This is a genomic window from Negativicutes bacterium, assembly GCA_021372785.1.
In the GTDB taxonomy this organism is placed as follows: domain Bacteria; phylum Bacillota; class JAAYKD01; order JAAYKD01; family JAAYKD01; genus JAJFTT01.
Genome location: JAJFTT010000010.1, coordinates 19,630 through 35,999 on the forward strand (window position 1 = coordinate 19,630; position 16,370 = coordinate 35,999).

Genomic DNA, 16,370 nt, shown 5'->3' on the forward strand with positions numbered 1-16,370 from the left:
GCGGCTGTTTCTACAGGATATTCTTTCGGAGAACAGGGAGGAATCCCCCGTCAGCAGGACGAATTTTTAGGCAAAGGCTTTGCGTAAGCCGGTTTTTCAATACGAACAGAGAAAAATCCTGTCAGGCGAGCGATAAAAAGGTAAAATCATCGGCAGCAAGAATTATGAAGAGGAGTGGAGCCCGTGTTGGAAGTTCAATCTGATATGCAGGAAATCACAAAAATTAAGGTCATTGGCGTAGGCGGCGGCGGCAGCAATGCGGTGGACCGCATGATCGCGGCCGGCTTAAAAGGGGTAGAATTTATTGCTGTGAACACAGACGGCGCCGTTTTAGAACACTCTTTGGCGGATCAAAAGCTGCAGATTGGCATGAAATTAACACGCGGTCAGGGGGCGGGCGGCAATCCGGACATCGGTTTGAAAGCGGCCGAGGAGAGCCGGGATGAACTGGCTCGCGTCCTGAAAGGCGCTGATATGGTCTTTGTCACGGCCGGCATGGGCGGCGGTACCGGCACGGGCGCAGCCGCCGTTGTGGCGGATGTGGCCAAAGAATTGGGGGCGCTGACCATCTCCGTCGTGACCAAACCTTTTGCTTTTGAAGGGCGCCGGCGCGCCGCGCAGGCCGATCTTGGCATCACAAGACTGCGGGAAAAAGTGGATGCTCTGATCACCATACCGAATGACCGCCTGATGCAGGTAATCGATAAAAAGACAACCCTGCTTGACGCCTTTAAAATGGTGGATGAAATCCTGCGTCAGGGTGTGCAGGGGATTTCCGACTTAATTGTGGTTCCCGGTATTGTCAACCTGGACTTCGCCGATGTCAAATCGATTATGGTTGATTCCGGTACTGCCATCATGGGCATTGGCTACGGTCAGGGTGAAGGCAGAGCGGTCCAGGCTGCCAAAATGGCGATTTCCAGCCCCTTACTGGAAACATCGATTGAAGGAGCCCGCGGCGTCTTATTGAACATTGCCGGCGGACCGGATTTAACCTTATATGAAACAACGGAAGCTGCCGATATCATTACTCAGGCGGTCGATCCGGATGCCCAGATCATCTGGGGGACTTCGATTGACGAAAAATTGAAAGACCAGGTGCGTCTGGCCGTCGTAGCCACCGGTTTTGACCAGAAACAGCGGTCTCCCTATTTTGATCCGAACAAGAAGCCGGAGATGCGGGACGAGCGGACCATCTCCATGGCAATGAAACAAAACCAGGCCAAATCCGGCGCCGATTTTTCCGTGCCGCCGTTCCTGCAAAAAAAGTAAAAATACCATGACAGCAAAACCCGCTGCTCTCTCTCCTGCGCGCAGGAGAGAGAGCAGCGGGTCTTTTCAAAATGGCGGAACCACCATTTCCCATTTTTTCGGCAATGTCCTGCCGCAAAATCCGGAGCAGCCGGCGGCAGCAGATTCTGACCATTGCTTTTTCTGAAAAGCCGTGCTAACATCATACCATATAGGAAACAAAAGCTTACTCACATTGAAGTTCATCATAGAGAAAGGTTGTCTGAAAATGCCGGAACAAATCAAATTGACTCAAGAACAAGCCGGGCTGCAGCAGGAGATCTTGCAGCCGCAATCACTCTTACCGAATCAGGCAGCACTGCCCGAAAGTGCCGCGCAGCCCAGCCCAACGCCGCTCTGCCGGCACACGCTGATCTTCAACGGTTCTCCCCGTAAAAATGGCAACACAGCCTTCTTAATTGAAAAACTGAAAGAACAATTAAGCGGTGAGGTGCGTGTCGTCAACGCCTATGGCAGCAAGGTCAGTCCCTGCATCGACTGCCGCTATTGCTGGCGCCATACAGGCTGTTCCATTCAGGATGATATGCAGGAAATTTATCGGGAAATTGAAGACAGCGACAACGTGGTAATCGCTTCTGCCATCCAGTTTTCCGAATTATCCGGAGCTTTGCTGGCACTGACCTCCCGTTTGCAGACCTATTATGCCAACCGGCGAATCCGCAAGATCAAACTGCAGATCAAACCGAAACGCGGCGGCATCATCCTTTGCGGCGGCGGCGACGGCAAGGCCGACAGAGCGCGCGCTACCGCCAAGATTCTCCTGCACGAAATGAATGCCAAATTGGTCGGTGAAGCGGTTTCTCTCGCAACCGATCGCCTCGCTGCCGCTTTCGATGAAAAAGCGCTGCAAGCGGTGGCGGAACTGGCGGAGAAACTGAATGACGCAGTGAGAGAATGAGCATCGTTCAGTGGATCGCCAGCCTGCTTTGTGCCGTTTTGCTGGTTTGCCGCATCAGCCGCAGGCAGAATCAGCCGGCAGCGGAAAATCGGCTCTTGCACAGGCGCCCCAATGACGCGGTTTTGCCAAACAGCGCTGCCGCACCGCAGACAATTCATCGCTGGCACGGTCTGCGGCTGGCCGCATGGAAGGGTGGCTTTTCGATCCGGATTTGTGTGTCTCTTTTTCCGGGGCCCGCAAATCCATGCCGGATTTCGGTTATGGCAGCTGTGAGACGTTGTCGGGGCTCGAAAACAGCTGCCGTGAGCAGCCTTTCCGTGCCTTTGCGGAATACGAGCGGGTAAAAAAAGAGCGTCAATTGGTGACACGGTTGGTTGCGAAAAAGAATTAAGCAACCAAACCTTCTCTTGCTCGAAAAAAATCTGTTTGTTGGAATGAATCGAATGACAGCGGAGTGAGGCGAAACAAAATGGCAACAGAATATTTTATGCAAAGCGAGCGTATTGGTTTTCGGCACTGGCGCCCGGAAGATCTGCCGTTGGCGCGCCGCTTATGGGGTGATGCCGCTGTGACACAATGGATTTGCGCCAGCGGCCGCTTCAGCGAAGCGGAAATCAGCGCCAGACTGACCAAAGAAATTGAAAATCAGCAAATTCATCAGATGCAGTATTGGCCGATCTTTCTGTTGAAAACGGAGGAATTCTTAGGCTGCTGCGGTTTACGCCCCTATGCGCCGGAGCAGGGCATCCTGGAAATCGGGGTGCATCTGGTGCGCCGGCAGTGGGGAAAAGGGTTGGCGACCGAAGCGGCGCGGCGCGTCATGACATACGCCGCGGAAGTTCTGCGGGCCAAAGCGCTTTTTGCCGGCCACCACCCCAAGAACAGCGGCTCCCAAAAAGTCCTGCAGGGATTGGGCTTTTGTTATCTGAAAGACGAATTTTATGCGCCAACCGGCTTGCTGCACCCATCCTATCTCTTTTGGATCCAAAAGGATTCTTGACAGTCGCTACCGCCAATGCTAAAATATGACAAAATAAGCTTGGGAGATGTAAGGATGCGCAGCGAAGCTTGCAACAATCGGATAAAAAATAAAAGCGGCGGCAGAGCCGTTGTTTCTTTGTGTTAAAAAAGCAAGAGAGCAGCTACCGCCTGACAAAACAGGGAAACCGGATTTTTCTGAAAGAAAGATCCGGAGGCGTTGCCTGACCTTGCAGCAGACTGCAAGAAACTGCTTTCTTGCGGTCTTTTCACGAGATGAGCTGAAATAATGGCTTTGTGCCGCCGCATCCGGCTTGCAGAAATCCTTTTGCAGGGCAGCAGAGAGAGAGAGAGGAGGAAACGCGATGACGCAGGAGGAAGCGACCGCACTCGCCCGGCTTGTCTTGGCAGCTCAGCGCAAAGACGAAGCAGCCTTTGAGCAATTGGTTCATCTCTACGAAAAAAAAGTCTATCGATTGGCTTATCGCATGGCTGACAATCCCGATGACGCCCTGGAAATGACGCAGGAGATTTTCCTGAAACTCTACCGTTCCCTCAACAGTTTTAAAGGGGAATCCACTTTCAATACCTGGTTTTATCGCCTGGCTGTCAACGCCTGCCTCGATTTTTTGCGAAAACGACAGCGGGTGGAGAAGGTCGCGTCCTTTAGTTTGAATCAAAAGGACATTTTTGAAAAGGAGACGGAGCCGAGCGATGCCGCGCCGCTGCCGCAGGAGCTTTTGGAACGCGCCGATCTGCAGTTTTTAGTGCAGGAAGCCTTAAAATTGCTCAATCCGGATCAGAAAATCATCCTGATCCTCTGCGATATCGAAAACAGAAGTTACGAAGAAATTGCAGAGCTGCTGCAATGCAAATTAGGCACGGTCAAATCCCGTATTTCCCGCGCCCGTTGCGCTCTGCGGCAGATCATCATCGACCAAGCGGAACTTTTTCAGGGTTATCTGCGTCATACTGATCAGAAAGGAGGTTCCGAATGATGAATTGTCAGGATTGCAGAACAGAATTGTCTGCTGTTATAGCCCTGCCGGAAGAGCAATGGTCCCCGGAACTCAGACAGCACCTGGCGGAATGCGCCGCGTGCCGTCAGGAATTTCTTTGGCTGCAGAAAGTTCAGGCTGCAATCAGAGCGGATCATCCGGCGGAACTTCCCCCAAATCTGCATCGCAGTATCATGGCGGCCATCGCTGGCGAAAAATTGACGGCGGCTGCCGCGGCAAAGCAAACAGCTGACAGCGCCAAAACGAGAGCGGTCCCGGTAAAAAGAGCAAAACAGCATCGGCGGTTTTGGACTGCCGCCGCGATCGCGGCAATCGCCGCGGTTGCGATGCTGATCCAGACTTCCGGACTTCTGGTTCGGCCGGAGCAGACGGTTGCAGAGGCTGGTATCACGGATACGGCAAAAGAAAAAGGTACGGCTGCGGACACAAGCGCAGGCACGGAACCGGTGGAAAAAACAGGGCAGGGGATCAATCGACCGGACCAGCCGGGAGCCGCTCTGACTGTGCCGATGCTACCGGAAGTGAGTGAACCGCCGACCGGCAGCGGGACCACAGACAGCGTGACCACAGACAGCGTGGCCACAGACAGCGTGGCTACAGACAGCGTGACCACAGACAGCGGGACCATAGACAGCGTGACCATAGACAGCGGGACCATAGGCAGCAAGACCATCGCTGCGGGCGAAGCGGCAGGCAGCCAAATACCGGCTGAACCCCCCCGGGCGAACCCCAGCGATCCGCTTCTGGCAAGCCCGGCACCGCTGCCGCCGGAAGCAAACGCTGCCGGTCCGGACAGCACGGTAGAATCGACCGCACTCTCCGGCATCGCGGCGGTAACGCCGGCCGATCCGCTGCAGGCTGAACCGCGCAGCGTGCAAATCCAAATAGACCAGGCGCTGCAGGAACTGATTTTAACGGCGGTAAAGGACAGCGCCTTGCCTTTTGAACTCATAAAGGCTACCGCAGCAGGATCTCTGACAGAATTAAAAATAGAAGGAACCGGGGAGGAACTCGTCGAACTCTTGCAGGGAATCGTGATTCCTGCCGGTTCTACGGTTTTGTTACCTGCCTTCAGTTTACAGCCGACGCAAGATTCGGAGAAACCAGCCGACCAAAGCGAGGTCATTGTCTATCCGATCGGTTCTCGCTGCGTAACCTTAGAGGCAGGAACGGTCTATCAATTGAGTTTTGAGTTTCAAGTTAAATAATGCTGAGCAGAAAGGCAGGAGAAATTATTCCCTGCCTTTTTACGTGAGATCGTTTGGCAAAGGAAACGATCGGGAGGAGAAAAGTATGACAAAAGACAAAACAATGGAGCGGCAATTTGTGGATTCACCGGAATACCTGGCCAAGAAAGAATATTTCAAACAATTCATTACTGTTTACGGTAAAAAAACAGTCCATGATCTCTTGGCTTTCCATGCCGATGTCAAAGTGGAACGGGTTTTGGTCGCCAAAGACAGCCGTTCCGAAGCAATTCGCGAAATCGTACAGCTGGCAAATCAACGTAAAATTACGGTGAAAGAAATGGACCGCGATCAGCTTTCCCGTATATCCAAAAACAAAGATGAGGATCAGGGTGTGGTGGCGGATGTGGTTGGTAAAATCGATCACAATTGGTCTGCCTGGTTGGCTGTGGCGCCGGCCAATGCCCGTTTGATTGCCCTGGACGGCATTACTACCCCGGCGAACCTGGGCATGATCATTCGTTCTGCGGTGGCCTCCGGCCTGGATGGCCTTTTGATTCCGGAAGCGGGTATGCCCAGCATCAATCAACCCTTTGTGATCAAAGCGGCAGCCGCAACCGTTTTCCAGGCGAATATCTACCGCCATCCCACCTTGTTGGAAGCGCTGCAGCAGGCTGTCACAGCCGGTTTTACCGTCTACGGCTTATCCGGCGACGCCAAAGGCAAAAATCTTTTCGGCACGAAGTTTGCCGAAAAAGCGATTTTTGTTTTGGGTAACGAAAGTGTCGGTATTTCTCCGGAAGTACGTGAGGTTTGTCAGCAATTGATCACCATTCCCATGGCCGCAAAAGTGGAATCACTCAATGTTTCCGCTGCGGCGACCCTCGTCAGCTACGCTGTTTCCAATGCCGGTTTTCTGAATCAACAACAGTAATCGGCTTAAAAGTGAAATAGCGTTAGCTTGCTCAAATCCACCTTCAGGTTCCACTGATCCGGATGACAAAAAACCATACTGTGAGGAAAAGGAGAGATTTTTATGCCGTTCACGAAACAAACCATCGATGGCAATACCGCGGCTGCCCATGTTGCTTATGCCTTTAGTGATCTTGCGGCGCTCTATCCGATTACCCCTTCCACCACCATGGGGGAGGTCTGCGATGAATGGGCTGCCGCCGGCCGCAAGAATTTATTCGGACAAACCCTCAAAATCACCGAAATGCAGTCGGAAGCCGGTGCCGCCGGAGCAGTGCACGGCGCGTTGAGTGCCGGCGCCATGACCACCACCTTTACCGCTTCGCAGGGTCTGCTCCTGATGATTCCCAATATGTATAAAATTGCCGGTGAAATGCTGCCGACCGTGTTCCACGTTTCGGCGCGTGCCATCGCCAGCCATGCCTTATCCATCTTTGGTGATCATCAGGATGTCATGGCCACCCGCCAGACCGGCTTTGTCATGTTGGCTTCCGCTTCCGTGCAGGAAGTGATGGACTTGGCTTTGGTGGCTCATCTTGCCACCTTGAAAGCCCACCTGCCTTTCCTGCATTTCTTCGACGGTTTCCGCACCTCGCATGAAATCCAAAAAATTGAACTGATTGATTATGAGGAAATGGCAAAACTGATCGACTGGAACGAAGTCAAAGCCTTCCGCGCCCGGGCGCTTAACCCGGAACACCCGGTGCAGCATGGCACCGCTCAAAATGCCGATATCTATTTCCAGGGCCGCGAAGCAGCCAACTCTTATTATCAGGCGGTTCCGGCGATCGTGACGGAAATGATGCAGAAAGTCGGTGAACTGACCGGCCGGCATTATCAGCCGTTTGATTATATCGGCGCTGCGGATGCCAGTGAAATCATCGTTGCCATGGGATCCTCCTGTGAAACCATTGAAGAAACGGTCAATTATCTGCTCGGTCAGGGACAGAAAATCGGTTTGATCAAAGTCCGCTTATACCGTCCCTTCTCCAGCCGGGATTTCCTGCGCGTGCTGCCGAAAACCGTAGAAAAAATAGCCGTTCTGGATCGCACCAAGGAACCCGGCTCTCTGGGAGAACCGCTCTATCTCGACGTCTGCGCTGTCTTTGCCAACCAAGCGGAGCACCCCCAGGTCGTGGGGGGGCGTTACGGCCTGGGGTCCAAAGATCTGACTCCTTCCATGGTCAATGCGGTTTATCAGAATCTGCACCAGGCGCAGCCGAAAAACGGCTTCACGGTAGGAATTGAGGATGATCTGACCCATACCAGCCTGCCGATCCTTGAGAAAATCGATACCGCTCCGCCCGGCGCCTACAGCTGCCTGTTTTATGGGCTTGGTTCCGACGGCACGGTGGGGGCCAACAAGAACTCCATCAAAATCATCGGCGACCATACCGATCTTTTTGTGCAAGGCTATTTTGTTTACGATTCCAAGAAATCGGGCGGTATCACTGTCTCGCATCTGCGCTTTGGCAAAACAGCGATCCAATCGCCCTATCTGATTGGAGCGGCCGACCTGATTGCCTGTCATAACCCCTCCTTTGTGGATAAATATGATATGGCTGGCGATCTCAAAACAGGCGGCATCTTCCTGCTGAACTCTCCCTGGACAGCCGCAGAAATGGCAGAGAAACTGCCTGCCCGCCTGAAACGAACGCTGGCCGAAAAACAAGCCCGCTTCTATACGGTCGACGCCTTAAAAATCGCCCGCGAAGTCGGCATGGGCAATCGTATCAATGTTGTGATGCAGGCCTGCTTCTTCCACATTGCGAATGTCATTCCCTCGGCGCAGGCCATTGATTACATCAAGCAAGCCGTTGTCAAGACGTATGGCAAAAAAGGCGAAAAAGTGGTGGCGATGAACTTTGCCGCCATCGACCTTTCCATTGCGGGCTTGCTGGAAATTCCCGTGCCGTCGGCTTGGCGTGACCTGCCGGAACCGGTCAAAGCCAAAGAGAATCTGCCTTGGTTCATCAGCCATATCGCGCAACCGATGACTGCCCTGAAGGGGGATCAGCTGCCGGTCAGCGTTTTCCCGGCGGACGGCAGCTATCCGGTGGGGACAACCGCTTATGAAAAACGCGGTATCGCGGTGGATATCCCTGTCTGGCAGATGTCGCAATGCATTCAATGCAACCAATGCGCATTTGTCTGCCCGCATGCGGCCATTCGCCCCTATTTGGCGGAGCCAGACGCGTTGAACCAAAAACCAAACGGTCTGACCAGCAAAGCGGCCATTGGCAAAGAAGCAGCCGGGAAACAATTCATCATTCAAGTGTCGCCTCTGGACTGCACCGGCTGCGGCAACTGTGTTGAGGTTTGCCCCGCCAAAGACAAAGCGCTGCTGCTGCAAAATCTGCAGACGGTGAAGGAAACCGAAATTGCGAAGTATGAATTTGTAGAAAAATTGCCCGGAACGGAGAACCGATTCAATGTGGCCACCGTCAAAGGCAGCCAATTCAATTCGCCGCTCTTCCAATTCTCCGGCGCCTGCGCCGGCTGCGGCGAGACTCCTTATATCAAAGTAGTGACCCAATTATTCGGCGACCGCATGGTGATTGCCAACGCCACCGGCTGCTCCTCCATTTACGGCGGCAGCGCGCCGTCCAATCCCTATTGCAGCAACCAAAAAGGGCAGGGCCCGGCCTGGGGCAATTCTCTCTTTGAAGACAATGCGGAATATGGTTTTGGCATGGCGATTGCCTATATCCAGCGCCGCGATCAATTAGCCGCGCTGGTAACGCAAATGCTGACGACAGCGATCACAGGCGATGTCAAAACAGCCCTGGAGAATTGGCTGCAGCATCGTATGGATGCCAAACTCTCCCGTCTGTACGGCGAGCAATTAAAAGAATTGCTGCCGCAGGCAATGGCCAAAGCCGCTGAAGCCGACCAAAAAGCCTACGCGGAGATTCTGGAACGCAGCGATTTGTTTGTCAAGCCGTCTATTTGGATCTTCGGCGGCGATGGGTGGGCTTACGATATCGGTTATGGCGGCCTGGATCATGTCCTGGCGCAGAATATCGATGTCAATGTGCTGGTGCTTGATACGGAAGTCTATTCCAACACCAACGGTCAGGCCTCCAAGGCGACGCCAACCGGCGCCATGGCCAAATTTGCCGCCACCGGTAAGAAAACCAAGAAAAAAGATCTCGGCATGATGGCGATGTCCTACGGCTACGTCTATGTCGCCTCCGTCAATATGGGCGCCAATCAAAACCAATTTGTCAAGGCTCTGGCGGAAGCGGAAAGCTACAACGGTCCCTCGCTGCTGATTTGCTATTCTCCCTGCATCAATCATGGCATCAATATGGGTGAATCGCAGCTGGAAGCCAAGCGAGCTACCCTGGCGGGCTATTGGCCGCTCTACCGTTACAATCCGGAGCGGGCAGCAGCCGGTGAAAATCCTTTCCAAATCGACTATCAGGCAGCAAAAGAAGATTTCAAAACATTTTTAATGAGCGAAGTCCGCTTTTCGGCGCTGGCAAAAGAATTTCCGCAGGAAGCGGAGCGGCTCTTTGCCAAGGCGGAAAAGGAAGCCGACGAGCGGTTTGCCATGCACAGCAAAATGGCAAAAAAGCCGGATTAATGGGTTCGCTGTCGGGATTGGCGCAATCGTCAGTCAAAAGAGACCGGAATAAATCAGTTCCGGCCTCTTTCTTGCAGTACCGCACAAAACAGCCGAAAGCAAAGATATAAATTTTGAGCATAGGGAAGGAAATTTCCCTTGCATCAAAGAATTTAAAAAAGGATCACTTAGTTCGCAAAGTGAAAAAATCAAGGATGGCAGAGAGAAAAAGAGGCTCTACTCCCGAAGTAGTCGATCTGATATCATTGGAGCAGGGTGGTGAAGGAATGGAATCCATAAACAACCTATCGAAAATGATGGCGGGTTCGCTCGGTTTGGAAGAACCGTGGTATATCATCGGCGCAGAGTTTAACGAGAAGGAACCTGCCCTACACATTCATGTTGGGATCCAGAAGGGGGCGGCCATTGGCTGCCCCAAATGCGGCGCGTAAACCAAACGATTCGGTTATGAGACCAGGGAGCGTGTGTGGCAACAGGGGGACGTGATGTTCTATCCGTGCCTGGTACATTGCCGCCGACCAAAAGTGCTGTGCCCACACTGCGGAAGCGTCCGGGTCAACGCACCGTTTGAACGGAGAAACAGCCGCCAAACTGGATTGCCCGGCGAATCTGGACCGCATTCATGTTGACCTGGGGGATTTTGACAGTTTAATTGCCAATTCGGATCCGGCACTGGCAAAAATAGAAATGTAGGTAGTAATGAAAAAATTTATCGGCAATAAAGCCTTTTATCAGATGGTCCTGCTGTTGGTCGTTCCCATGATCATTCAGCAGGGGATTACCAGTATCGTCAATTTATTGGACAATGTCATGGTGGGCCGGCTCGGAACGGAAGCGATTTCCGCTGTGGCGATCTGCAGCCAGTTTTTCTTCGTCTTAAACGTTACCATTTTCGGTGGACTTTCCGGCGCCTCTATTTTCTCAGCTCAGTTCTTTGGCCGCAAGGATTATGAAGGCGTCATGCATACTTTTCGCTACAAAATTCTCTTTGGTATCGCGATTTGTTTTGCGGCGATATTGGCCTTCAACATTTGGGATGTTCAATTGATTCAACTTTTCCTGAATGAAACGGCGGGAGACGCGGCGGATCTGGCGCAAACCATGCTTTTAGCCAGGCAATATCTCAAAATTATGCTTTGGGGTATCGTGCCGTTTATGATTTCGCAGTGTTTTTCTTCCACCTTACGGGAAAGCGGCAATACCGTCATTGCCATGACCGGCAGCATTCTGGCAGTTCTGACCAATCTGGTTGGCAATTATCTGCTCATTTTCGGCAGTTTCGGCTTCCCGCGCCTGGGCGTGGCAGGGGCTGCCATTGCCACCGTGATTTCGCGTTTGGTAGAAGCGGGCTTTATTGTTGGGGTGACCTGGCTGCAAAGAGACAATTTCTATTTTGTGCGCAAAGCCTTCCAAAGCGCCTATATCCCGGCGAAGATCCTCAAAGGCATTGCCATCAAAGGCTCTCCCTTACTGGCCAACGAATTGATCTGGTCGATCGCCACCGCCTCGCTCACCGCCAACTATGCCTTCCGCGGTATCACAGTGGTAGCCGCCCTGAATATAGCATCCACGATTTCTCAATTATTCGCCATCTTTTTTATGTCGATGGGCAATGCGGTTGGTGTTTTGGTTGGGCAGCAGCTGGGTGCCGGTGATTTCGCCAAAGCCAAAGACACCGATCATAAACTGATTTTTCTCAATGTCTGCACCTCCGTGGTTCTGGGCTGTCTCTTGGCTTTGTTTTCTTCCTACATTCCGTTGATTTACAATACGGAAGCTGCGGTTCGTCAGATGGCATCCGGCTTCCTGATTGTGGCTGCTATGGCCTTCCCGCTGCACTCCTTTAACCACAGCGTTTATTTTACGCTGCGTACCGGCGGCAAAACGATCATTACCTTTTTCTTTGACAGTGTCTTCACCTGTGTCGTCAGCGTTCCCCTGGCCTTTTTCCTCTCGCGCTATACCAGGCTGCCGATTGTGACGGTCTATCTGATTGTAAACATGGCCGATGGTATCAAATCGGTCATCGGTTATATCATGCTGAGAACCGACAGCTGGGTAAAAAGTATCATTGCTTAGAAGAAAAGATGTTGCCCCAGCGCTCGGCGTTGAAAACAACGAATGCCCCAACGCAGCTCCATTGTTTTGCCGGTGTTGATTTACCCATACACAAAATGTTATTGCGGTGTGAATTCAACCTACATACAAGGTAGGGAACGGTCTTGACCGTTCCGCGTACCCAGTCCCATGCGTTCCGCGTACTCCGTTTCATGCGTAACCACATTATTATTGCGGTGTTTTTTTACCCATACACAAGGTAGGGAACGGTCTTGACCGTTCCGCGTTCCGCGTACCAGCGTTCCGCGTACCCCGTACCTGTGCATCTCTATTGTTATTGTGGTGTTTTTTTACCCACACGCAAGGTAGGGAACGGTCTTGACCGTTCCGCGTTCCCCGTACCTGTGCATCTCTATTGTTATTGTGGTGTTTTTTTACCCATACGCAAGGTGCGGAACGGTCAAGACCGTTCCCTACATTTGCCCATTGTGTTTTGCACTATGCGATAATTATTCCATTGCTTGGCGGAGTAAATGCAATTGATTTCGGTGTTCCGCATACCCCGTTTCATGCGTAACCACATTATTATTGCGGTGTTTTTTTACCCATACACAAGGTAGGGAACGGTCTTGACCGTTCCGCGTACCCCGTTCCAGCGTTCCGCGTTCCCCGTACCTGTGCATCTCTATTGTTATTGTGGTGTTTTTTTACCCATACACAAGGTAGGGAACGGTCTTGACCGTTCCGCGTTCCCGGCGTAGCTTCATCGTTATTTTGGCGTGAATTCAACCTACACGCAAGGTAGGGAACGGTCTTGACCGTTCCGCGTTCCCCGTTCCAGCGTTCCGCATACCCCGTTTCATGCGTAACCACATTATTATTGCGGTGTTGATTTCACATATACACAAGGTAGGGAACGGTCTTGACCGTTCCGCGTTCCATGTGCAGCTTCATCGTTATTTTGGTGTGAATTCAACCTACACGCAAGGTGCGGAACGGTCAAGACCGTTCCCTACATTTGCCCATGGTGTTTTGCGCTATGCGATAATTATTCCATCGCCCATCGTGTTTTGCGCTATGCGATAATTATTCCATTGCCCATGGTGTTTTGCGCTATGCGATAATTATTCCATCGCCCATCGTGTTTTGCGCTATGCGATAATTATTCCATTGCCCATCGTGTTTTGCGTTATGCGATAATTATTCCATTGCCCATCGTGTTTTGCGTTATGCGATAATTATTCCATCGCTTGGCGGCGTAAATGCAATTGATTTCGGTGTTCCGCGTACCCCGTTTCATGCGTAACCACATTATCATTGCGGTGTTGATTTCACCTACACACAAGGTAGGGAACGGTCTTGACCGTTCCGCGTACCCCGTTTCATGCGTAACCACATTATCATTGCGGTGTTGATTTCACCTACACACAAGGCAGGGAACGGTCAAGACCGTTCCAATGCCGCCCATTCAAAACGGCAATTGAAAGAATTCTGCAAATTCGGGTAGGACACCTGAAATAGCAAATAATATAACTTGACAAAGCCTCCAACGTCAAGGTATTATATCTTGTCTCTTAATTTTATCACGATATCATAATCATTATTTTCACAACAAAGGCGGTCAGTTTTTGAGTGCGAGGAGCGATCCTGACAACTCAGCCAATACAGGATGGACAGGAGGGGTGCGGCTTCTTCCGTCCATCTTTTTTAATGAATCGATAATATAATATCGGTATAATTGTATCGTTATCATGCCGCTGACTGGCTTCAGCCAAATCTTTTTTATATTCGGTCTTCAAGAGGAACCCGAATTACGTTTCTTTAATACTTCAAGAGGAGCAGGAAAGGTGGTGAGGTAGCTATGAAAGAAATACTCCGTCAGGTGAAAGATGCCGAGCAGGAAGCAGCTGCCACGGTGGAAAAAGCCAAAATTGAGGCTGAAGAACTGATCTTTCACGCCAAAACAGAATCAGCGCTCAAACTGGAAAAAACCATCGAGGAAGCGCGCGCCGAAGCAGAGCGTTTGTTATCTGAACGCAAGACTCTCGTAGAAGAGAAATTACAGTCGATCAGTCTGGAAAATCAGGAAACAAGACGTCAGATTGTCTCCGGTGCGGAGCAGCATATTCCCGAAGCAATTGCATTGATTAAGGAAAGGATGGTGAAGCGCGTTGGCAATCGCTGAGATGAAAAAAGTCCGCCTCGTCGCTCACCAGACCTGGCAAAAAAAGCTGATTACTTCCTTGCAGGAGTGGGGATCTGTCCAATTAGTGGATGTCAAGCAGCAGCTGAAAGACAGTGAATTCGCTGTGGAAATCGATTCCGGCGATCTCGATCTCGATCTCAGCGCCGCTGCCGAAGCGCAGGCAAGAATCAAATCGGCGTTGGAATATCTCAAACGGTTCAACAAAAAATCCGAAGGTCTGATCGTCAGCTTTATGAATCTGAAAAAGCAGATCAGCAAGACAGAGATGGCTGATATTATTCAGAATTACGACGGTTTGGCAGTCGCTGACCGCTTCAGTCAGTATGAAAAACGTCTGGCTGAAATCGCCAACCAATTGAGCCGCTTGGCGGCTGAACGCAGTCAGCTGACGCCCTGGCAAAAACTTGATCTGGCTCCGGCTCAGCTGAATCAACTGCAGGAAACCGAAGCAGTGCTGGGCAGTATTCAAAATGCGCAGTATCAGGCTCTGCTCAGCAAATTATCGGCAGCGACCCAGCAGCAGGTACATGTTGAGCTGATTGAGCAAAATAACAAAGATTGTCTGATGGTAGTGCTGGCAATTCGCCAGGATGAACGAGTGAAACAGGCACTGCGTGAAACGAATTTTTCAGCGGTCGTACTGCCGCGGCCTGAAAAAACACCAAGTGATGCTCTCATTGAAATCGAAAACGAAATACAGTTGCTGCAAAAAGAGCGCGAGGAAATCGTGGCGACCAGTACCGCAATGCTGGCGGACCAGCTCAAACTGGAAGCGTTAAGCGATTATTACGGACAGAGAGTACAGAAATATCAGGTGAAAAAGCTGATCGTTTCCACCGAGACCGTTATTTTACTGGAAGGATGGCTGGAAGAAAAACAACGCGACGCCTTCCTGCAGAAGATGCAGGAGCACTTTCCTGAGGTGGTCGTTTTGATCACCGAACCGGAAGAAAGCGACAACCCGCCGATCGTTCTCAAGAATAACGCTGCCGCCACACCTTTCGAGTTCGTCATGAATATGTATGGCTGGCCAAATTATCGCGAGCAGGATCCCACCCCGGTGTTGGCGCCCTTCTTCGCCTTGTTTTTTGCCATTGCTTTGGGCGATGCCGGCTATGGTTTGTTATTATTGATTTTAGGCTTCTATTTCATGAAAAAATACGATCTCGATGCCGGCGGCAAGAAATTTTTCCGCTTATTTATGACTTGCGGCGCCTTAACCATGGTTGTTGGTTTGTGTCTGAACGGCTTTTTCGGTAATTTATTGGATTTGCTGCCGTCACTTGCCTTCCTGCGCCGTATCAAAGATGCAGTCGTACTGATCGATCCCATGTCCAATCCCATCGGCATGATGATTCTCTGCGTTGCTTTGGGTGTTGTGCAGGTCTGGACCGGTTATCTGATGAAATCAATCGGCGCCTGGCGCCGGGGCGATAAAATTGGCGCCCTGCTCGATGGCGGCCCCTGGATGCTCTGGATCGCTGCTTTAACCTTCTTTATTCTCACCGCTACCGTGCCTGCCTTCAGCGGCCTGGCTGCCGTTGGCAAATACGCAGCCATCGCCGGCGCTTTGGGCATTGTGCTGACCCAGGGCCGCGGTTCCAGCAATATTTTTGCCAAACTGGGCGGCGGTTTATACGCGCTCTATAATACCATCGGGCCGTTGAGCGATACCTTATCCTATACCCGCTTGCTGGCTTTGGGCTTATCGGGCGGCGTCATTGCCATGGTGGTCAATACTTTTGCTGTCATGCTGAAAGACATCCCCTTTGTTGGCTGGCTGCTGATGCTGGCCCTTTTAGTGGGCGGTCACCTCTTCAATATCGTACTTTCCCTGCTTGGTTGTTTCGTCCATTCTGCCCGTTTACAGTATGTGGAATTCTTTACCAAGTTCTTCGAAGGCGGCGGAACCCCGTTCCGACCTTTCAGACGGGAAACCAAATATACCGTCATCAAAGAGTAAGTTTTTACAGCGAAAATAGCTGTTGATACTTAGGAGTCTAAAACAAAAAAAATACGTTTGGAGGAATTTTTCATGACAATTGTATCATGGTTTGGTGTCAACGCCGGTTGGTGTCTCGCAGTTTTTGGTGCCGCTATGGCCGTTTTAGTCGCAGGCATTGGTTCCAGTATTGGTGTTGGTCTTTCCGGA

At 51.5% G+C, this 16,370-nt stretch carries 12 protein-coding genes; all 12 read left to right on the forward strand.

All coding sequences use genetic code 11. The features are described 5' to 3' along the window. The first annotated feature begins 183 nt into the window (after positions 1-183). The 12 genes from ftsZ (at position 184) to LLG09_01745 (ending at position 16,181) form a co-directional block, all read left to right on the forward strand. On the forward strand, positions 184-1,272 hold the full coding sequence (ftsZ, locus tag LLG09_01690) for a cell division protein FtsZ (GenBank protein ID MCE5195831.1): 1,089 nt from the start codon (positions 184-186) through the stop codon (positions 1,270-1,272). A 247-nt stretch (positions 1,273-1,519) separates the two neighbouring features. Beyond that, positions 1,520-2,209 (forward strand): flavodoxin family protein, encoded by a 690-nt coding sequence (locus LLG09_01695; GenBank protein MCE5195832.1) that lies wholly within the window; start codon positions 1,520-1,522, stop codon positions 2,207-2,209. Between the two features lie 184 nt (positions 2,210-2,393). After that, a complete protein-coding gene (locus tag LLG09_01700) occupies positions 2,394-2,600 on the forward strand; it encodes a hypothetical protein (GenBank protein ID MCE5195833.1) in 207 nt (68 codons plus the stop codon). Positions 2,601-2,678: 78 nt separating this feature from the next. Beyond that, positions 2,679-3,209, forward strand: coding sequence for a GNAT family N-acetyltransferase (locus tag LLG09_01705; GenBank protein MCE5195834.1), 531 nt, complete (start codon positions 2,679-2,681; stop codon positions 3,207-3,209). Positions 3,210-3,552: 343 nt separating this feature from the next. After that, complete coding sequence (locus tag LLG09_01710) at positions 3,553-4,185, forward strand: sigma-70 family RNA polymerase sigma factor (protein MCE5195835.1); 633 nt, start codon at positions 3,553-3,555, stop codon at positions 4,183-4,185. Continuing rightward, positions 4,182-5,414: a hypothetical protein gene (locus LLG09_01715; GenBank protein ID MCE5195836.1), complete on the forward strand. Its 1,233-nt coding sequence runs from the start codon at positions 4,182-4,184 to the stop codon at positions 5,412-5,414. The genes LLG09_01710 and LLG09_01715 overlap by 4 nt, the downstream gene beginning before the upstream one ends. 85 nt (positions 5,415-5,499) lie before the next feature. Further along, on the forward strand, positions 5,500-6,327 hold the full coding sequence (locus LLG09_01720) for an RNA methyltransferase (GenBank protein ID MCE5195837.1): 828 nt from the start codon (positions 5,500-5,502) through the stop codon (positions 6,325-6,327). 102 nt (positions 6,328-6,429) lie between these two features. Beyond that, on the forward strand, positions 6,430-9,954 hold the full coding sequence (gene nifJ, locus LLG09_01725; GenBank protein MCE5195838.1) for a pyruvate:ferredoxin (flavodoxin) oxidoreductase: 3,525 nt from the start codon (positions 6,430-6,432) through the stop codon (positions 9,952-9,954). Positions 9,955-10,220: 266 nt separating this feature from the next. After that, a complete protein-coding gene (locus LLG09_01730; protein MCE5195839.1) occupies positions 10,221-10,385 on the forward strand; it encodes a hypothetical protein in 165 nt (54 codons plus the stop codon). Positions 10,386-10,653: 268 nt separating this feature from the next. After that, complete coding sequence (locus tag LLG09_01735) at positions 10,654-12,033, forward strand: MATE family efflux transporter (protein MCE5195840.1); 1,380 nt, start codon at positions 10,654-10,656, stop codon at positions 12,031-12,033. A 1,840-nt stretch (positions 12,034-13,873) separates the two neighbouring features. Further along, positions 13,874-14,197 carry a hypothetical protein gene (locus LLG09_01740; GenBank protein ID MCE5195841.1) on the forward strand — a complete coding sequence of 108 codons (324 nt, stop codon included), beginning with the start codon at positions 13,874-13,876 and terminating at the stop codon, positions 14,195-14,197. Beyond that, on the forward strand, positions 14,184-16,181 hold the full coding sequence (locus tag LLG09_01745; GenBank protein ID MCE5195842.1) for a V-type ATP synthase subunit I: 1,998 nt from the start codon (positions 14,184-14,186) through the stop codon (positions 16,179-16,181). Before LLG09_01740 ends, LLG09_01745 begins: the two co-directional genes overlap by 14 nt. The last annotated feature ends 189 nt before the right edge of the window (positions 16,182-16,370 follow it).

Excerpts from the sequence above, each read along its gene's own strand:
- LLG09_01720 (MCE5195837.1), top strand. The coding sequence starts at position 5,500 with ATGACAAAAGACAAAACAATGGAGCGGCAATTTGTGGATTCACCGGAA.
- LLG09_01695 (MCE5195832.1), top strand. The coding sequence starts at position 1,520 with ATGCCGGAACAAATCAAATTGACTCAAGAACAAGCCGGGCTGCAGCAG.
- LLG09_01705 (MCE5195834.1), top strand. The coding sequence starts at position 2,679 with ATGGCAACAGAATATTTTATGCAAAGCGAGCGTATTGGTTTTCGGCAC.
- LLG09_01710 (MCE5195835.1), top strand. The coding sequence starts at position 3,553 with ATGACGCAGGAGGAAGCGACCGCACTCGCCCGGCTTGTCTTGGCAGCT.
- nifJ (MCE5195838.1), top strand. The coding sequence starts at position 6,430 with ATGCCGTTCACGAAACAAACCATCGATGGCAATACCGCGGCTGCCCAT.
- LLG09_01730 (MCE5195839.1), top strand. The coding sequence starts at position 10,221 with ATGGAATCCATAAACAACCTATCGAAAATGATGGCGGGTTCGCTCGGT.
- LLG09_01700 (MCE5195833.1), top strand. The coding sequence starts at position 2,394 with ATGGAAGGGTGGCTTTTCGATCCGGATTTGTGTGTCTCTTTTTCCGGG.
- LLG09_01715 (MCE5195836.1), top strand. The coding sequence starts at position 4,182 with ATGATGAATTGTCAGGATTGCAGAACAGAATTGTCTGCTGTTATAGCC.
- LLG09_01735 (MCE5195840.1), top strand. The coding sequence starts at position 10,654 with ATGAAAAAATTTATCGGCAATAAAGCCTTTTATCAGATGGTCCTGCTG.
- LLG09_01740 (MCE5195841.1), top strand. The coding sequence starts at position 13,874 with ATGAAAGAAATACTCCGTCAGGTGAAAGATGCCGAGCAGGAAGCAGCT.